This window comes from Paenibacillus marchantiophytorum (assembly GCF_014640555.1).
GTDB classification, from domain to species: domain Bacteria; phylum Bacillota; class Bacilli; order Paenibacillales; family NBRC-103111; genus Paenibacillus_E; species Paenibacillus_E marchantiophytorum.
Map to the genome: position 1 here is coordinate 333,819 of NZ_BMHE01000001.1, position 16,783 is coordinate 350,601.

General features: G+C 47.5%; 15 protein-coding genes. 2 read left to right on the forward strand and 13 right to left on the reverse strand.

Annotated elements, in window-relative coordinates:
• Positions 1 to 2: 2 nt before the first annotated feature.
• Complete coding sequence (gene spoVAC, locus IEY34_RS01525; protein ID WP_189006583.1) at positions 3 to 476, reverse strand: stage V sporulation protein AC; 474 nt, start codon at positions 474 to 476, stop codon at positions 3 to 5.
• Between the two features lie 27 nt (positions 477 to 503).
• The gene (locus IEY34_RS01530; RefSeq protein ID WP_373291137.1) at positions 504 to 1,364 is read right to left on the reverse strand and encodes a DUF421 domain-containing protein; all 861 of its coding nucleotides are present in this window, start codon (positions 1,362 to 1,364) and stop codon (positions 504 to 506) included.
• Between the two features lie 194 nt (positions 1,365 to 1,558).
• Between IEY34_RS01530 and IEY34_RS01535 the strand changes: the two genes are divergently transcribed.
• On the forward strand, positions 1,559 to 1,765 hold the full coding sequence (locus tag IEY34_RS01535; RefSeq protein ID WP_079411817.1) for a DUF1657 domain-containing protein: 207 nt from the start codon (positions 1,559 to 1,561) through the stop codon (positions 1,763 to 1,765).
• 182 nt (positions 1,766 to 1,947) lie between these two features.
• On the opposite strand, the gene IEY34_RS01540 is transcribed toward IEY34_RS01535, so the two are convergent.
• The 4 genes from IEY34_RS01540 to galU all read right to left on the reverse strand — a co-directional run bounded on the left by IEY34_RS01540 (position 1,948) and on the right by galU (position 4,845).
• Positions 1,948 to 2,088, reverse strand: coding sequence for an N-acetylmuramoyl-L-alanine amidase (locus IEY34_RS01540; protein ID WP_189006588.1), 141 nt, complete (start codon positions 2,086 to 2,088; stop codon positions 1,948 to 1,950).
• Between the two features lie 16 nt (positions 2,089 to 2,104).
• Complete coding sequence (locus tag IEY34_RS01545; protein WP_189006590.1) at positions 2,105 to 2,863, reverse strand: C1 family peptidase; 759 nt, start codon at positions 2,861 to 2,863, stop codon at positions 2,105 to 2,107.
• A 134-nt stretch (positions 2,864 to 2,997) separates the two neighbouring features.
• On the reverse strand, positions 2,998 to 3,966 hold the full coding sequence (locus tag IEY34_RS01550; protein WP_229757409.1) for a glycosyltransferase family 4 protein: 969 nt from the start codon (positions 3,964 to 3,966) through the stop codon (positions 2,998 to 3,000).
• Between the two features lie 6 nt (positions 3,967 to 3,972).
• On the reverse strand, positions 3,973 to 4,845 hold the full coding sequence (gene galU / locus IEY34_RS01555) for a UTP--glucose-1-phosphate uridylyltransferase GalU (protein WP_189006593.1): 873 nt from the start codon (positions 4,843 to 4,845) through the stop codon (positions 3,973 to 3,975).
• A gap of 190 nt (positions 4,846 to 5,035) precedes the next feature.
• On the opposite strand from galU, the gene IEY34_RS01560 reads away from it, so the two are divergent.
• On the forward strand, positions 5,036 to 7,312 hold the full coding sequence (locus IEY34_RS01560) for a carbohydrate binding domain-containing protein (protein WP_189006595.1): 2,277 nt from the start codon (positions 5,036 to 5,038) through the stop codon (positions 7,310 to 7,312).
• Positions 7,313 to 7,883: 571 nt separating this feature from the next.
• On the opposite strand, the gene IEY34_RS01565 is transcribed toward IEY34_RS01560, so the two are convergent.
• The 7 genes from IEY34_RS01565 to IEY34_RS01595 all read right to left on the reverse strand — a co-directional run bounded on the left by IEY34_RS01565 (position 7,884) and on the right by IEY34_RS01595 (position 16,696).
• Positions 7,884 to 9,002, reverse strand: a complete 1,119-nt coding sequence (locus tag IEY34_RS01565) for a rhamnogalacturonan acetylesterase (protein ID WP_189006596.1) — start codon at positions 9,000 to 9,002, stop codon at positions 7,884 to 7,886.
• Between the two features lie 10 nt (positions 9,003 to 9,012).
• On the reverse strand, positions 9,013 to 10,038 hold the full coding sequence (locus IEY34_RS01570; protein ID WP_189007062.1) for a glycoside hydrolase family 88/105 protein: 1,026 nt from the start codon (positions 10,036 to 10,038) through the stop codon (positions 9,013 to 9,015).
• A gap of 54 nt (positions 10,039 to 10,092) precedes the next feature.
• Positions 10,093 to 10,938 carry a carbohydrate ABC transporter permease gene (locus tag IEY34_RS01575; protein ID WP_189006598.1) on the reverse strand — a complete coding sequence of 282 codons (846 nt, stop codon included), beginning with the start codon at positions 10,936 to 10,938 and terminating at the stop codon, positions 10,093 to 10,095.
• Positions 10,939 to 10,950: 12 nt separating this feature from the next.
• Positions 10,951 to 11,838, reverse strand: coding sequence for a carbohydrate ABC transporter permease (locus IEY34_RS01580; protein WP_189006600.1), 888 nt, complete (start codon positions 11,836 to 11,838; stop codon positions 10,951 to 10,953).
• An 83-nt stretch (positions 11,839 to 11,921) separates the two neighbouring features.
• Complete coding sequence (locus IEY34_RS01585; RefSeq protein ID WP_189006602.1) at positions 11,922 to 13,250, reverse strand: ABC transporter substrate-binding protein; 1,329 nt, start codon at positions 13,248 to 13,250, stop codon at positions 11,922 to 11,924.
• 116 nt (positions 13,251 to 13,366) lie between these two features.
• Complete coding sequence (locus tag IEY34_RS01590) at positions 13,367 to 14,920, reverse strand: response regulator transcription factor (protein WP_189006604.1); 1,554 nt, start codon at positions 14,918 to 14,920, stop codon at positions 13,367 to 13,369.
• 6 nt (positions 14,921 to 14,926) lie between these two features.
• Positions 14,927 to 16,696: a sensor histidine kinase gene (locus IEY34_RS01595; protein ID WP_189006606.1), complete on the reverse strand. Its 1,770-nt coding sequence runs from the start codon at positions 16,694 to 16,696 to the stop codon at positions 14,927 to 14,929.
• Between the last annotated feature and the right edge of the window lie 87 nt (positions 16,697 to 16,783).

The following is a 16,783-nucleotide window of genomic DNA, read 5'->3' on the forward strand; positions in this document are numbered from 1 at the left end:
GGTCAACTCCCGCCCATAATAATAAGATGCACGATGCCAACTAAAAAAGCTGCAACGGTCCCAAATACAATAACTGAACCCGCTAATTTGAACATGTTCCCGCCAACCCCAAGGACCAGCCCTTCTGCCCGATGCTCAATCGCTGCGGAGCATAAGGAGTTCGCAAAACCGGTAACAGGCACCGCGCTGCCTGCCCCTGCCCATTGGGCAATTTTATCGTAGACACCGAAGCTTGTTAAAATGACAGAAATGATGATCATGGTAGCCACTGTCGGATTTCCAGCCGTTTTCTCCGTAAAACCAAACCAGTTGACATACATATGCATAAAGCATTCCCCGATTAAACAAATAATGCCTCCAACCAAAAAGGCGCGCATGCAATTTTTCAAAACAGGGCGTTTGGGTTCTTGCTCCTTCGCCAACTTCTGATATTCCTGCTGCGTCATGGTTAATGTTTTTTTCTTGTTATTCGCCATGCCTTTCCCTCCAATTCATCCAAGTGTCTAGCTTCTCAAGATGGTTGTGACTGATTGAATGACTTTCGTTAGCTGCTCAGAGCAAGACTCATACATCATCTTGGCCTGCTCATGCTGCGTCGTGAGTGAGAATAGTTCCAAATCCGCTTCACACTTTTTCAAGGTAGCAAGCAGCATGGGTCTTGCACTTGGTGCCGGAACCTGAAGCTTGTCATCGAATAAATCTACGGTGAGCTCCCCATGGGTGTCCACTTGGCCGAGGAAAACATTCTCTATGGTTACGCCTATTTTATCCAGTTCCTCGTGCAACCATCCACGACCTTTGCCAGCCGCAGCGAGCGGCTCATTTTGAATTTCACCATCCATCACGACTGTTTGCGTCGGCTTTTCCGTTACTAATTTCATGTTCAGATGCTTCGGTGTCAAAGGCTGCAACTCACTTTTGAGGAGCACGCTGATATCTCCACTGGCTTCCAACATGGCAAATTCCACATCCGCTACACGGAAGACACTCTTGGAGCGCAATTGTTCGAGCAGCTCGTCCGCCGTGAACCTTTCTTTTTTCAAATTATCCTCCAACACTTTCCCCTCTTTGATGAGGACAGTCCCTTTGCCATCAACCCAGTTGCGCAAGGTTTTGCTTTTCAGTGTGAGCAATTCCATTCCAAGCGGTACGAAGCACCAAACAAGAATAGCAATAACGCCATGTCCGAAATTCGCTTCCACATCCGTGGAAATCGCCCCTGCCAGGTCTCCAAGGGTAATCCCGATCACATACTCGAAAAACGTTAATTGAGATATCTGTTTTTTCCCTAAAATCCTAGTTAAAACAAACAATAAAACCAATGTTGACGTAGCTCTTACTACAATATGCAACCAATCCGGCATCGCCATATCCTCCCTTACTTATCACTTCAATCCATGTCATTATGTGCTTTTTGGAGGCCAAGTATCATTAATTTTCAATGGGTTTATTTGTTATTTATGTAAAGGGAAAGTCGGGGCATATTAAATAGCGCAAACAAGGTTTTGACGCCAAACGATCATCCTTGCTGCAAAATTCTATTACGAGGTGAACCTTCATGACCGTGTCCGCACAGGTAAAAACAACGTTGGCTTCTCTAAAAAGCGCACAAGCTAGCTTAGAAACTTTCGCGCTCAGCACACAAAATCAAGAAGCTAAGCAGTTGTATGAAACTGCGGCCAAATCAACCCAAGACATCGTCACTCAAGTTTCTTCCCGTGTCCAGCAATTAGAAAATGAAGAACCTCAATATAAAGGGTTCTAAACAAGTCAAAACAGCCGCTTGCGCGTGATGCGCAAGCGGCTGTTTTCATTGTTATTTTATAAAAAACAAATGAGCAACAAAGTTAGCAGGACATATAAAACTAAAATTAGGAGAATGAGTTCCTCTTTCTGCAACTCTTCTGGCATATAAAAGCCGCCCTCGTTTCCGGGTGATTTGCTTGCTTATTGCACAGGCTGGCCGGAAGCTTTTCTCAGCTCGTTCGCCAACCGATTAAACTCCGCTCTCGCCTGTTGGTCATTCGTTGCAAAATAGGCTGCTGATAAAAAGGCAATCACCTTGTTCGCATCTTCTACACTTAACATGGAGCAATCCCCTTTCTTATTTGCCGGTCCAGTAATCAAAAGTGAGCGCTTTGTTTTTGAAAAATGTATAAGGCAAGTAGCAATACCCGCTGTCTCCCCAAGCTTTCCCCCATGAATTTCGAGCGATGATGTACCCTTTGCCTTTGCTCTTGCCGTCTTTATAACCGACAGCCAACAGCGCATGTCCGCCTAGCACCAGTTCTTTCTTGCGATTAGGATAAGGAATCTTCCCCGTTCTTGCCGCTGCTGCACTTTCAAAAGACTCATACAGCCTTATGCCAAATACAACAGGCTGACCGTCTGCTAGAGCCGCTTTGATGCCGGCCAAGTCATGGATGCGATGATAACTGCCGATACGATAGGAGCTTGCCGCTTGCTCCGCTTCTTCATCCGGTTTCACTTTATATTGGTTTATGCGATATGGCCACTCCGTTTCAGGACACACGCCTATTTTGTGCAGCACCTTCATCCCATCACGGACAGTTGCTCCGGCATCTTGATTGACGTTGCCCTCGAGCTTCCGTTCATGCCAATAATGGAATAAGCGAGACAACCGAACGTTAGAATCGCTTTCGCGGCGCAGCCAATACTCTCGCAGTCCACTTACAATGGCATTGGATGTACATGAGCCGAGCTGCCCTTGATTCACGATAGGTGATAACTGCTTCCGCAAATCCATTTGCCGAGGCAGTTGCGATTCACGAATATAATTAACACTGCGATAAAAATAATCACGAAAATCACGTTGATCGCGTTTTACTTTGTAAGTACGCATCCGTTTCCTCCCTCGATTCCTAGTGACGGAATTAATGGCAGTATATTCACCCATGGGCAAGAGCGTGCCAAAAAACCTAGCCGTAGGCTAGGTTCAACAGCTGCTATTCAAACAAATCAGCACCATAAGCTGGCTTATTTTTTCATTACTCGCCGGTAAATAGATTCATAGCGTTGGGTCATTCGAGAGGTTGTAAACCGACGAATGACATAGCGTCTAAGTACGTGCGGGTTTGGGAAGTTTCCTTGTTGGACTTTGGCAACCATTTCAGGAATCGATCTACAGATTAACTGTGGGAAACCGGCCATCACTTCAGGAACAGCGCCGCGATTAAGCGCAATGACCGGTGTTCCGCAAGCCATCGCTTCAATCATCACTAAACCAAACGGTTCTTCCCAAAGAGAGGGAAACAGGACGCAGTGCGCGTTTTTCAGAAGTTTTTGCTTCTTCTGGCCGCCGATCGGTCCGACAAAATGGATATTGGGATTGCGGCGGATGCGCGGGGCCAATACACGGCGAAACCATTCTTTATCTTTGATTGGACCCGCAATAATCAGTTTTTTATTCGTTTTCTCCGCAATCTCTATCGCTTGCAGGACACCTTTTTCCGGTAAAATCCGACCCATGAATGCCATATAATTCCGCTTCTTGGAGCTGAATTCATACTCGCTTGGATTAATCCCGTTATACACATAATCGCCGCGATTTTTCCCCATGACTTGTTTGGCTCGCTTGGAAACATAAACGGGATGCTTCACACGATGTTTAACCGGCAGATGGAGCGTGCATACGGTTGGGATTCTCAGGTTTAACTTCCCAAGCGCAGAATCAAAGGTATGGTCATGAATAACATCTACGTGCCTCGGCAAGTTGCCTATCACATATTTGGCGATTCCTTTGCCGCGAAGGCCCTTGGGGAATGGCTTCAAATTGGCGCTTGTGCGGCTTCCTCTTGCTGCGAAAACCGTCACATGATGACCTCTTTTTACAAGATTTTCTGTGAGTTCATAGACAACCTTTTCCGTGCCTCCTTGGTTGGTTGGGGGCAGCTTTTGAGCGTTCGGAAAGTTAGAAATGACTTGAATAATATGAAGCCGTTTCATTAGCATTCACTCCGTTTCTCTTCTCATATGTGCCAGATGTTCATGAAGCCATCGTTTGATCTCAGGTCTTTTATTCGCTTCGGCTAGTATGGCTGCAATGAAACCTTGATGGTTGCCAATATCATGCCAGCAGCCTTGGACCTTGCAAGCGTACATGGCTTCAAATTCGTTCAGCGTCCGCAAGGCATCTGTCAATTGTATCTCGCTGCCAATGCCTGCTTGCTGCTTGGCCAACAAGTCAAAAATGCGCGGTGTCAGAATATAACGCCCGAGGATGGCAAGGTTCGATACTGCATCTTCAGGCGCTGGTTTCTCTATCAAATTCGTAACATGGTAAATTCCTTCATATAGAGGTTTCGCCTCGACTACACCATAATTGGATACTAGTTGCGCATCTACTTCCTGTACACCGATAATAGAGGTCTGATAGCGATTATAAGTTTGAATCAACTGTGCCAGAGCTGGTGTTTGCCCGTCAAAAAACGTATCGCCAAGCAGTACAGCAAAGGGTTCATTTTGAACAAACGCACGAGCGCACCAGATCGCATGTCCCAAACCTAAGGGCTCTGTTTGCCTGATATAATGAATTTTGGCTAACTGGGTTGGCTCCTGTACCCGCTGCAACAGTTCTAGCTTTCCGGCAGCTCTCAAGTGGTTCTCCAACTCAAAGGAACTATCGAAATGATCCTCGATCGCTTGTTTTCCTTTCCCAGTTACAATGATGATTTCCTCAATGCCTGAAGCTACCGCTTCCTCAACAATATATTGAATGGTCGGCTTATCAATGATAGGCAGCATTTCCTTGGGCAATGCCTTGGTCGCCGGTAGGAATCGCGTACCCAAACCTGCTGCTGGGATGACCGCTTTTCGAATCTTCAAACATCTCACCATCTCTCAAGTAAATGAAATAATCTTTACGTTCAACGTATGCAAATCTCTCAGTATTGCCACGGACATCTATCTTTTTCTCGAAAAATATACTGGTTAAATCAGGTCATAGTTACTTAGCCAGCTTTCCGTTATGATGAGAATGTACCGAATGATCAACCGAAAGCGAGGAACTACCACCATGATGATAACCTCTTTGCGCCAAAACAAACTCGTTCATTTCTTAGCTTTCAGCTGCGCACTTCTATTCCTGACAACAATCACTGCACAAACCGTAGAAGCAAGGGAAAGTCAATATACGCGAAATGGAACAGGCCCTCTGTACTGGAGTACTTATGAGAATCAGTACACGCGAAACGCGCCTATGGATGAGGCCGAATGGAAAAAAAATATCGATTGGATTGCAAGCGATTACAAAGATTCTGGCTATGATATGATCGCTTCAGATGGCTGGATTGAGGGTGCTCAGCGCACAAATGAGAACGGTTACATTCTGTCGCATAACGATAGTTGGCAGCATGATTGGTCCTACTGGTCTTCCTATATCCAAAATAAAGGCATGAAGTTGGGCGTTTACTATAATCCCCTTTGGGTCACACGAAGCGCGGCTGCAGATCCAACGAAAACGGTGATTGGAACCACTTATAAAGTCGGTGATATCGCCAGTTCTGCCGACAAATTCAATGATGATTTATATTGGGTAGACGTGACCAAGCCCGGCGCTAAAGCCTATATTCAAGGGTATGTGAATTATTTCAAACAGCTCGGGGTGCCTTATCTGCGCATAGACTTCCTGTCTTGGTATGAAACTGGCACAGATAAAGGCAAAACGATTGGCGTTAATCATGGTGCGGAGAACTATCAAACCGCGTTGCGCTGGATGCAGGAGGCCGCTGGCAATGAGATGGAACTAAGCCTCGTTATGCCGCATCTGAATAACCATGCCGCCGGTGAACTGCCTTATGGCGATATGGTAAGAATCAATGAAGACCTGGCGCATGGCGGGTGGGAAAATCTGAGCGGTCAACGTCAGAATTGGGTGAACAGCTGGTCCCAATGGGCCAACCCTTTCCAGGGCTTCACCGGATTCTCGGATATTGCTGGACGCGGCTCCAACATGATTCTTGATGGCGATTTTATCCGCATGCATACGTTCAAAACCGATGAGGAACGCAAAACGATCATTAATTTATTTACGATGGCCGGGTCGCCTATTGCGATTGCTGATCAATATTCCACGATTGGACAGAACCGCAGCTTTTATACCAACAAAAATATGCTCGAACTGCACAACCAAGGCTTTGTCGGAAAACCATACTATAACAATGGGAATTCGTTCAGCAGCGACCCTAGCGCGAGGAATTCAGAGAAATGGCTGGGACAAACGGCAGACGGAAGCTGGATTGTCGGATTGTTCAATCGCTCGGATCAAACCGCTGCGCGTTCGGTGAACTATTCGCATGATTTGGGAATTGTTGGATCGGCGAAGACGACAGAGCTGTGGACGGGAGCAAATCTCGGCAGCTTATCTGCCTACAGCCCTTCGCTTGCCAAGCATGCATCCAAAGTGGTCAAAATTGAACCGACCGGCACCAAGGTCAACTACGCGGCTGAAGTCGCAACTTGGATGAATGGCACCCATTTTAACAATAACTATGCGGGTTATGAAGGTTTTGGGTTTGTCGACGGCTTGCAAATTACGGGCGCTAAAATTGTCTATGCCGTTCAAGCCATTGAGGAAGGTGATTACGCGCTCTCCTATCGTTATGCCAATGGATCAGGAGCAGCTGGCAGCCTTCATGCAAGCGCAACCGATGGGAAAGGAGTTACGGCAGATCCCTCTCATCTGGTTTCATTCGCCGCGACCTCAGGATGGCAGTCATGGGCGAGTCAGCAGGATCGCATCCATTTGAAGAAAGGCGTGAACTTCGTCACGCTGGAACATACCGCTTCGGACAATGGCAACATCCATTTGGATGGCATGGTCTTGGACACTGAGCGTTTAACGAATGCGGCAACGCCGCTGATTGTGAATGGGAACTTTGAGCTGGGCACGATCGGGGGTTGGACAGAATGGCATCCTGCTGGGCAAACTGCCAAGTATGGTGTCGACAGCTACGATATGCATAGCGGGAACTTCAAGCTATATTTCTGGGATGCGAAAGCTTACAAGATGAGCGTCCACCAGAAATTAAGCGCACTGCCCAGCGGCACTTATACTATCAGCGCATGGGTCAAAGAAACCGTGTACGGGAAGACACCGAGCACCGTTCGCATGGAGCTAGCTGGCTATGGCGGGAAAGCCGTGTACAACAGCATCCTGCCCAGCAGCGGTTATCAACTGATTCAGTCCACCGTTAAAGTAATCAATGGCAGCCTGGATATCGGCTTCTATATCGATTCCCCGGGGCTGACTTCGCTGCAGATTGATGACGTATCGATTGTGCGAGTGGAGTAAGATTAAGAGTCTCCAAGGGCTTCTATTCAGCGTGAAAGCGTTGCTTTTCCGCAGTTAGGAGCTCCTGCAGGCTCTTAGTCCTTGGAGCAGCTGCGATTTATCTTGTCTAAGACAAGATAAGAGTCTCCAAAGACTTCTATCCTGCTCAAAACTCCCGCTTTTCCGCAAATAAAAGCTCCTACAGGCTCTTATTCCTTGGAGTAGCTGTAATTGGGAGGTACCCGACTCCTCCTCTCCCCCCCCTTCCAGATCAACGCACGATTGCATTGGATTTACTCCAATGCAATCGTCCCACTAACGACCAGAAACACACTTCCACTGGATTTTTTGCAGTGAAATTCAGCAAATCAGCCCCTTGAGGGCGATTTTAAGCAAATCCGTTGGATTAAATCCAGTAGAAGGCTGATTTCAACAGCCCTCAAGTCGATTTGATTGGATGAACTCCAATAATACTCAACCCAGAGCCCCCAACAACAAAGCCCATATTCAAGTGACGATAGCACAGGAAAAACCAGTCCCATCCAAGTCTGGAAATAGACCTGGATGAGACTGGTTAAGCAAGTACTATCTTCTAACGCAGATAACGTACAAGCGGATCAATCTGCTGCTTCTTGATATCATCTACAACGAGCTTAGCGATGGCAATCCCACCGAGTTCTTGAAAATGTGTATTATCCTCGGCCCCTTTGGGGAAATTCGGGAATTCCCCAGGGTAGGCCCACATGAACAAGGATTTCGTCGCCTCTTCCCCGAGCGCTTCAAACAATTGTCTGCTTGCTTCGGCCAAATCAATCAGAGCTACATCCTCTTCCACAGCCAACTGTTTCATAGCCGTTAAGTAATCACCGTGTGAATCTATGATATTACCCAAAGCGTCATACGATCTTCGCTGGACGGAAGTGACAAGTATCGGAGTAGCTCCCCGTTGTCTAGCTTCATGAAGATAGATGGACAAATGCTCTTTGTACGTTGAAAATGGCGCCGTCGCCCGCTCCGCGTCCAGCTTCTGATCGTTATGCCCGAACTGAATGATCAAGTAATCATTCGCACCCAAGTTTTCCAGAATTGGCGCTAATCGCCCTTCGTCCAAAAAACTTTTGGAACTGCGGCCGGAAACGGCATAGTTCGCTACCGCAGCATCCGCTTTCACGAACAGCGGCAGCATTTGTCCCCAGCCCGTGTAGGGGTAGCCTTCCTCTGGCTGATCGGTCACGGTGGAATCCCCGACCAGGTACAGCGTTGCTGCCTGCGGTGCAGCGAGGATCTCCAGCGCGTTGATCCGCGGCGCTACGCCAGAGAAAACCAAACGCAGCCGCCCGTCCGACACATGAATGGTGAAACTGTTGCTGGCGAACTCACCAGCAGCAGTCACGAATTCCGATAACAGCATGCGGCCGGATCCCTCCTTCAACGTTGTACATGTTGCCGTGATTTGGTCGCCCATCAACGTATGGATCGTGTAATTCCCATTGGGTACATCCACAAGGAAAGCAGCGCCAACCGGAATGCAGAAGTCTTGCCGCAGCGCCTGCTGACGGCCTCTTTCACGCTCATACACGCTGCCGCCAGAGAGGAAGCCAAAGCTATCGCCGCTGGCTTCGTCATAGACCGTGCTGGAGCTGACTTTGGTATAGCCGTCCTTCGCAGCGCTCGTTTCAGGGCCGAAATCAAACCGCAAATGTACGCTCATCGGAATCGACCTACCAATCTTTGCGATTCAGCAAGGAAGACAGGAAGGTTAGTCCCAAACCTTGTCCCCAGCCCTGAATACGCTTGTATGGCACGCCTCTGTAGCCGTCAATATCTCTCATCACAGCCGTTCCTGCTGAAACGCCGGTTACCGTTCCATCATCCGTAATCCGGGAAAGAATGCCCTGAATCGATTTGTTCGTATATTTGTTGTACAGCGGTCCTGAACCGATCAGCGCCGCTGCGATTCCGGCGGAACCTGAGGTTTCCAGATAGGACGTGGTGTCCGTAACAACGGTATGCCACAAACCGCTTTCGTCCTGCAAACGAACCAGAGCGCTTAATTGATCTCGCAGCGAGCCCTCCAAGATCATAAAAGAAGGATGCGTCACATGGACCAGCCGCAGCGCGCGAGCCATCGTGATGGCGGCCCAAGCATTGCCGCGAGCCCAGAACATGCCAGACATATGAGTCTGAGCGAGGTGATCCCAACCGTGATAGTACAAATTCGTCGTAGGGTCCTGCAAGTAATTCTCATGTCCATGATATTGTTTCAGTCCATCTGCGAAATAATCATCACGTTTGAGCATAGCGCCAATCCGCAGTAAGAAGTACCCAGCCATGAACATGGTGTCGACCCAGGCCTGCTCCGGAAAGTTATACGTTTCCGAATTCACGGTGTGCTGGAAGATCCCTTCGCCGAAGCGTTCAGCTTCATGCGTGAGGAATTCGGCCATTTGGGTCGCGATGTCCATGTACCGCTCTTCACCGGTCTCTTTGTACAGGGTGAGCAGCGAATGACCGATTGAGATGCCGTTAACTGACAGCTTAGGCAGCCCATCCTCCAGTTTCTCATCCACCCATTCCTTCAATAATTGCAGGTATTCCTCATTCCCCGTCGCTTCGAAGGCTTCCGTTACGCCATAGAAAGCCACACCGCCCGGCCAATCCCAATTAAAGTCCATACGGAACGTTCTGCGCACTACGCGGTCAATCACTTTGCGAATCTCATCGGCATCAAATTGTAAGGCTGGCATCTCTTCATTTCCTCCCAATTGAATCATATTGTCTATATCCGTAGTCATACTTTCTTATCCTTTCAATCCGCTCGTCGATATCCCGTCCACAATATACTTCTGGAAGATGATGAACACAACGAAGATCGGAACCAGAGATAACGTCGACATGGCGAACATGCCACCCCAGTTGTTGAGGGATTCACTATCCAAAAATAATTTCAAAGCCAAGGAAACCGGATACAAGCTTGGATTGTTCAAATACAGCAGTGGCGTGTAGAAATCATCCCATCTCCAATAGAAGGAGAAAATCGCGGAAGTCACGAGTGCAGGTACAATTAACGGGACAATGATTTTGTAAAAGATGCTGTACTTGCTGCATCCGTCCATCTTGGCTGCTTCATCCAATTCCGGCGGAATGGTGCGAATAAATTGCATGATCAGAAAGATGAAGAACGGAATTCCGAAGAACTGCGGGATAATTATCGGTTTGAAGCTGGATAGCCAGCCAATTTTGGCAAATAAAATATATTGCGAAATGATCGTGACATCCTGCGGAAGCAGCAGCGTCAGCATAACCGCTCCGAACCAGAATTTGCTGCCAAAAAATTTAATTCGGGCAAAGCCATAACCGACCAGGGCGGAGGATACGACCGCGCCAATCGTGGAAAGGATAACGATAATGAACGAATTTTTCATGAATGTTGCGAATGTTATGCCAGCAAAGCCCTTCCAACCCGAAACATAATTGTTCCACTCCAGTCGGCTCGGAATCAAACTGGTCGCTGTTGTATAGATTTCAGCATTCGGTTTCAGTGAGCTGGCAACCAACCATAGGATCGGATAAATCGCTGTAATTGCGATCAAGCATACAAGGAGATGATACAGCACCGTTCTTACACTTTTCCTAGTTAACACCATGTCAGATTCCTCCTAGCTTTCGTAATGAACCCAATATTTCGAAGTTTTGAAAATAACCAATGTAATAACGCCGATCAAAATGAGCATGAACCAAGCCATCGCTGAAGCATAACCCATTTCGAAGAAAACGAATGCCCGATGGAATAAATAGAGCGAGTACAGCAGCGTATTGTTCAGCGGCCCGCCTTCGCCATTGGAAATAATGTAGGCCGGCGTAAACGTCAGGAAGCCTGAAATCGTTTGCAGGATGAGATTAAAAAGAATAATCGGACTTAACAAAGGCAGTGTGATGTGAAAAAATTTGCGAATAGGTCCTGCCCCGTCTACACTTGCAGCCTCATAATACGTACCTGGAATGTTTTTGAGACCAGCCAGGAAGATCAGCATGGAGGAACCGAACTGCCATACGGAGAGCAAGACTAACGTGCCAAGCGCTGTTGCCGGATAGCCGATCCAAGAGATCGTCGTGTGAATGCCAATGTTGTCAAGGAAAGCATTGATGAGCCCTTTGTCACCGAAAATTTGACGCCACATGATCGATACCGCGACGCTTCCGCCTATCAAGGAAGGCAGGTAGTAGGTAGCCCGGTAAAGACCGATGCCGCGCACAGCGCGGTTAAGCAGCATAGCGACTAGCAAGGCGATAATCAATCGCAGCGGAACGGAAGTCAATACATAGGTCAGCGTCACCCTGATCGAATCCCATATTTTATCATCATTCGTGAACATTTTCTCATAATTAGCGAACCCTACCCACCTTGGGGCTGATAATAAATCATACTCTGTAAATGAAAAGTATAACGATGAAATCATCGGAAACAGCGTGAAAATCAGAAATCCCAGGATGAAAGGTGATATAAACACATAACCGACTATGTGATCATTTTCACGTAGTTTCATAGTTCCACTCCCTCACGTTCGTTAAATTCTGTTTATTGGGTGGAGGGGGCTTCCCTAAAGCCGTAAGCCCCCGCGTTGCACCCTTATTTCTTGTTTTTGGCCAGTACCGCATTCGCTTCTCTGGTGAATTTGGCAGCTGCTTCTTCGACCGAAAGCTTTTTGTACAAAATTTGCTCCTGCATATCCCGCAGCAGTTTGCTAACTTCCGCTGCACCTATCGGATCTGGGGGATCCATGCTGCTGCTGTTTTGCTCCGCCCATGCCATATAGTCATAGATTTTCTGATCTCCCTCTGACAATGTAGGCTTCAAACTTTCCTTCACATCTTTGGAAATCGGAATACCGCGATCGCCTTTAATGAGTTTGTTCGCTTCCACATCATTCAGGAACCACGAAATGAATTTGGCTGCTTCTGCCTTTTGCTTGGAGCTCTTGGCAATGGAGAACAGCATCGTTGGTTTCAAATAAAGCCCCAGCTTCTCATTAGGTCCCGGAAGACCGATCAGCGTTAGCGGTTTTTTAGCAGCCTCCTGCAAGGAAGCAAATTGATTGGACCAAGCCATCGTCATAAATCCATCGCCCAGCACAACCGGATTCTCTTCAGGTGTCAATTTGGACAACGCCTCTTTATTCCACTCGCGCATATACCCTGCCTCATACCATCTAAGGTACATCTTGAAGTAATCTATAAAATAGCGGGGATCGCTAAACCCAAGACTTGTACCGTCCGAGCTAAAATAATGCTGATTCTGCGTTCGCAAGTAGTAAGGAAAAAACTGATCGAATCGCATATGGTCGAGCACCTTGCCCTGTGACTTCATCCGCTTCGCAATTTGCTCCAAATCGGACCAGGTCCAATTCGGTGGAATGGATGAAATCCCCGCATTCTCCAGCATGGCAGCATCGAAGGTCGCCCCCATCGCATTCATCCCAAGCGGGATGCCATACAGCTTGCCGCCGACTCGTCCGGTATTAATCGTGGCCGATTCAACAGATCGAACGTTAATCGTTCCACTGCTCGTCAGGCTCGTTAAATCTTCCAATTGCTCCTTCGTGCCGTATTGCGTCAAGTACGAAATATCCATCTGGATCAGATCCGGAAGTTGGTTCGCCGCGGCTTGCGGAGCCAGCCTTTTCCAATAATCATCAAAGCCCGCATATTCCGTATCTATCTGAACCTCAGGATGCAAATCTTGATACATCGCGATCAGCTTTAACGTATAGTCATGCCGTGCTTGACCGCCCCACCAGGCAATGCGCAGCTTGACCTCCTGTTTACTTCCACTTTTCCCCGTTTCAATCGTCCGTGGTGTCCCCGTTCCCCCATTCGCTGATTGCCCATTCGAGCTGCATCCTATAACTGTCGTGAATAGAAGAGCGAGGTGCAGAATTGAGATCATTGTGCGTTTCATAGTTCGTTTCCCCTTATGCGTCACCTGCGCTCCACATGTCTTATTATCTACTTCCGGGAGCGAAAGTTGAATCTAATTAACCGCGATAAATGTTTAAAAAACAGTGAAAACCATGTCTACGTTGACAGCTTTTTATACTCAGAGGGGGCGCAGCCCGCGATCTTTTTGAATACTTGAGAGAAGTATTGCGGATTGTCGCCAAAGCCCAACTGCTCGGCTAATTCAAACATTTTCACATCGTCATTCTGCTTGATAAGGTCCATCGCCTTCTTGATTCTTACGGTAACGACATAGTTGGAGAAGCGCTCGCCCGTTTCTTTCTTGAACAATTTCCCGAGATAATCCGGATTCATATACAGCATGCGATGCGCGACCCAGTTCAGCGAAAGCTCAGCATTGCCTAGCTCAGTTTTCACAATATCGATTACTTTCTGGACCACTTGCGAGTGTTTGTTTTTATTTTGCTCAAAGTTGGTCTGGGTAATTTCGGAGGCCATTTGTTTGAGGGGCTGAATGATCGCCTGCATCGTTTCCATTTGCGATATTTGTCCAATAAGGCCCATATAAATATTCATTTGCTGCTCACTGCAGAGCCTTGTAATCGAAATAAATAATTGAATGACATACGACTTGGTTGTCTGGATCGGAAGCCTGGAATGAATAAGCTGATCGTGAAAAGCGTCGATGCTGGTTTCAGCTTCCTCCCAGTTGCCAGCTCTAATCGGCAGTAGAATCCGATCATCGTCGTAGACGAAATCAACTTTGCTGGGCATATTCGCATCCAGAATATCGCGCATCGTAATCAGCCCGCCTTCGCCAAGATAGAAGCGGTGGCTCAGACAATCCAGCGCTTGCAGATACAGGCGGCGCGCTTCCACGATCTCTCCGGCTTCGCTGAGGGCTACGGTCGCATCCATTTTGTAATACAGCGTGAAAATACGCCGAATCTCTTTGATTTGCTCTTGCAATCGCTCAATTCCTACCTGATCCTCGATCAGAATGAGAATTTGTTCAGCGATGGTTGAGCTGAGCAGCGGCTCATCCAGCAAATCCTCGGCAATATTTTTCACTGCAAAAAGATGCTCGTATTCGAACTGGCCGTCCAAGCGGAACAACAATAGCCGGACTTTCTTACCGCTAACCTGCAGTCCAAACAGCTCCTGATAATAGTCCCAGTCGCGGCTGCCATACGATTTATTCGTCACGAACTCCTTGAGGAACTGCTCTTTGACATGCGGCAGCACCTTCTGCAAATTCGCTTTCATCGATTGCACGAAACCTTCCTTGCTTTCCTCCTGCTTGTACTCCGCAACAATTTCACTCAGCGCATTCAGAATGCTGTTCTCGTTGCAGGGCTTCAGCAAATAATGCTTCACGCCATACTGCATAGCAATTTGCGCATATTCAAATTCGTCAAACCCGGATAGCATGATGAAACGGGTATGGGGGTGGGTTTCCTTCACTTTGGCCACCAACTGCAAACCATCCATGCCAGGCATTCGAATATCGCTGATAATAATATCTGGCGCATGCTCACCTACAAAAGCATACGCTTCAATGCCGTTTCGCGCGGTTCCGATCAACTGCGTATCGACGGATTGCCAATCTACAATCGTTGATATCCCCTCCAGAATCATCCGTTCATCATCAACCAGCAGCACTTTATACATAAGCGATTATCCTCTTTTCATAATGGGCAGACGGATTGTAATACGCGCCCCGCCGTCCAAACGATTTTCAACCTGTAGACCAAATTCATCGCCGAAGGTCAATTTAATTCGTTCATCAATATTTTTCAGACCGATTCCCGTGCCTTTGGATTTCCGCTCGCCGGTCAATATTTGCTCCAAATAGGCTTCATCAATGCCAGGACCGTTATCCTCGATGACTAAAAGGACCATGTCTCCCTCCGTTTGGCCGCTAATTCGGATTACGCAAGGCTCCAACATCACCTCTACCGCATATTTAATCGCGTTCTCCAAGAGCGGCTGGAGCGTTAGCTTAGGAATGCTTTGCGTCAATAAATCCGCCTTAACATCCAGCCTGAAATCAAGCCGTTCTTCAAATCTGACGCGTTGAATTGTAATATAGTGCTGGACTAGCTGCAGCTCATCCTCCACCGAGATCATATCCTGCTTCATGCTGATCGATGAGCGGAGTAAATAGCCGAGGGATTCCACCATTTGCGACACTTGCTTCTGGCCATTCATCTTCGAAATCCAGTTGATAGATTCCAACGTGTTATACAAAAAGTGCGGATTAATCTGTGCTTGCAGCGATCTGAATTCGGTTTCTTTGATAATCAACTGCTTCGTGTAATTCTCTTTAATTAATTCTTGAATGCGCACAATCATCATCCGATACGTGCGTTGGAGCAGCCCCACTTCATCCATCTGCTGAGATAATGGCGCTAACGTCGGCAGCTCGGAGTTCTCCAGATCACTGATTTGTAGACCCCGCATGTTGCTGATCAAGCCTTCGATCGGCCGTGTCACACTGCGCGCTACGGTCATGCCGAAGCCGACAAGGAGGAAAAAGCTAATCAGAAAGGCAGCGATCATCCAATTTTTCATCAGCAAAATATGGCTGAATATCGTTTGGAAGGGCAGCGTATTGTAATAGGTCCACCCCAAATAGTCAGAATGAATATGCGATACGAAATATTTCTCGTCATCTTGCTCCATAATGCGAAATCCCTTGGAAGCGGACTCCACTGACAATTTCTCATTGACCATCCATTTCATAGCGGCAGTATGCGGATAAATCATGTTTCCCTCGGAGACAATGAGGAGCTCGCCATCCCGGGTAACGGCTTCTCTGGCATATTGATTAACGATCTTATCTAAATTCACATGCAGCACCAAGGTGCCTAGTTTGTTTAAATCCAGATTATCAAAGGAACGAATTTGCCTGGTAGCAATCAGACTGTAATCCAGCGTGTCAGGCGGGACCCAGCCCAAACTGCCGCTGCCCAGTTCGGAAACACGCGTAATGAGCGCGCGCCGCTCCGGAGAAAGCGTTGTCAAATTGCCGCTGGAATAACTGTTTCCCCGGAGGTCCGCAATGTCTGCAGCGGTAATATAGGTCTCGGAATTGATATATTGAACCAATCGATCCACAAGTTTAGCCCGGGATTGTATCCGCGTATAGTCGGATTCGCTTGTGTTCATGACGACTAGATTCTGCTGAATCTGTTCGTCCGACATGATGCTGAAGGTTAGTCTTTCCACTTTGTTCAATTCATTTTCGATCAATGTTGAGGAAAGGTTGAGCACTTGTGCAGATTTCTCATAAATTTGCTGATCGTATATCGAATAGGCGATCTGCAGCCCCACCAGAGATATGCAAGAACTGACAGCCATGGAGACTGTTATCAACAGAAACAGTTTCGCTTTGATGCGTAAATTGCGTATTTGATTAAACCACAGACGGATACCGGATCTCATGAGAGCTTCACCACATTTCTTGGCTGAATAAGGACAGGATTGGACAGTTTCTTCGTGATGAGTGATGCTTAATCCTCTAAGGGTAAC

What these genes read in the sequence shown, in the direction of transcription:
- IEY34_RS01540 (WP_189006588.1), bottom strand. Translation starts at nt 2,088, where the DNA reads ATGTTAAGTGTAGAAGATGCGAACAAGGTGATTGCCTTTTTATCAGCA.
- IEY34_RS01580 (WP_189006600.1), bottom strand. Translation starts at nt 11,838, where the DNA reads ATGAAACTACGTGAAAATGATCACATAGTCGGTTATGTGTTTATATCA.
- IEY34_RS01590 (WP_189006604.1), bottom strand. Translation starts at nt 14,920, where the DNA reads ATGTATAAAGTGCTGCTGGTTGATGATGAACGGATGATTCTGGAGGGG.
- IEY34_RS01550 (WP_229757409.1), bottom strand. Translation starts at nt 3,966, where the DNA reads ATGAAACGGCTTCATATTATTCAAGTCATTTCTAACTTTCCGAACGCT.
- IEY34_RS01575 (WP_189006598.1), bottom strand. Translation starts at nt 10,938, where the DNA reads ATGGTGTTAACTAGGAAAAGTGTAAGAACGGTGCTGTATCATCTCCTT.
- IEY34_RS01595 (WP_189006606.1), bottom strand. Translation starts at nt 16,696, where the DNA reads ATGAGATCCGGTATCCGTCTGTGGTTTAATCAAATACGCAATTTACGC.
- spoVAC (WP_189006583.1), bottom strand. Translation starts at nt 476, where the DNA reads ATGGCGAATAACAAGAAAAAAACATTAACCATGACGCAGCAGGAATAT.
- IEY34_RS01560 (WP_189006595.1), top strand. Translation starts at nt 5,036, where the DNA reads ATGATGATAACCTCTTTGCGCCAAAACAAACTCGTTCATTTCTTAGCT.
- IEY34_RS01570 (WP_189007062.1), bottom strand. Translation starts at nt 10,038, where the DNA reads ATGCCAGCCTTACAATTTGATGCCGATGAGATTCGCAAAGTGATTGAC.
- IEY34_RS01585 (WP_189006602.1), bottom strand. Translation starts at nt 13,250, where the DNA reads ATGAAACGCACAATGATCTCAATTCTGCACCTCGCTCTTCTATTCACG.
- IEY34_RS01535 (WP_079411817.1), top strand. Translation starts at nt 1,559, where the DNA reads ATGACCGTGTCCGCACAGGTAAAAACAACGTTGGCTTCTCTAAAAAGC.
- IEY34_RS01530 (WP_373291137.1), bottom strand. Translation starts at nt 1,364, where the DNA reads ATGCCGGATTGGTTGCATATTGTAGTAAGAGCTACGTCAACATTGGTT.
- IEY34_RS01565 (WP_189006596.1), bottom strand. Translation starts at nt 9,002, where the DNA reads ATGAGCGTACATTTGCGGTTTGATTTCGGCCCTGAAACGAGCGCTGCG.
- IEY34_RS01545 (WP_189006590.1), bottom strand. Translation starts at nt 2,863, where the DNA reads ATGCGTACTTACAAAGTAAAACGCGATCAACGTGATTTTCGTGATTAT.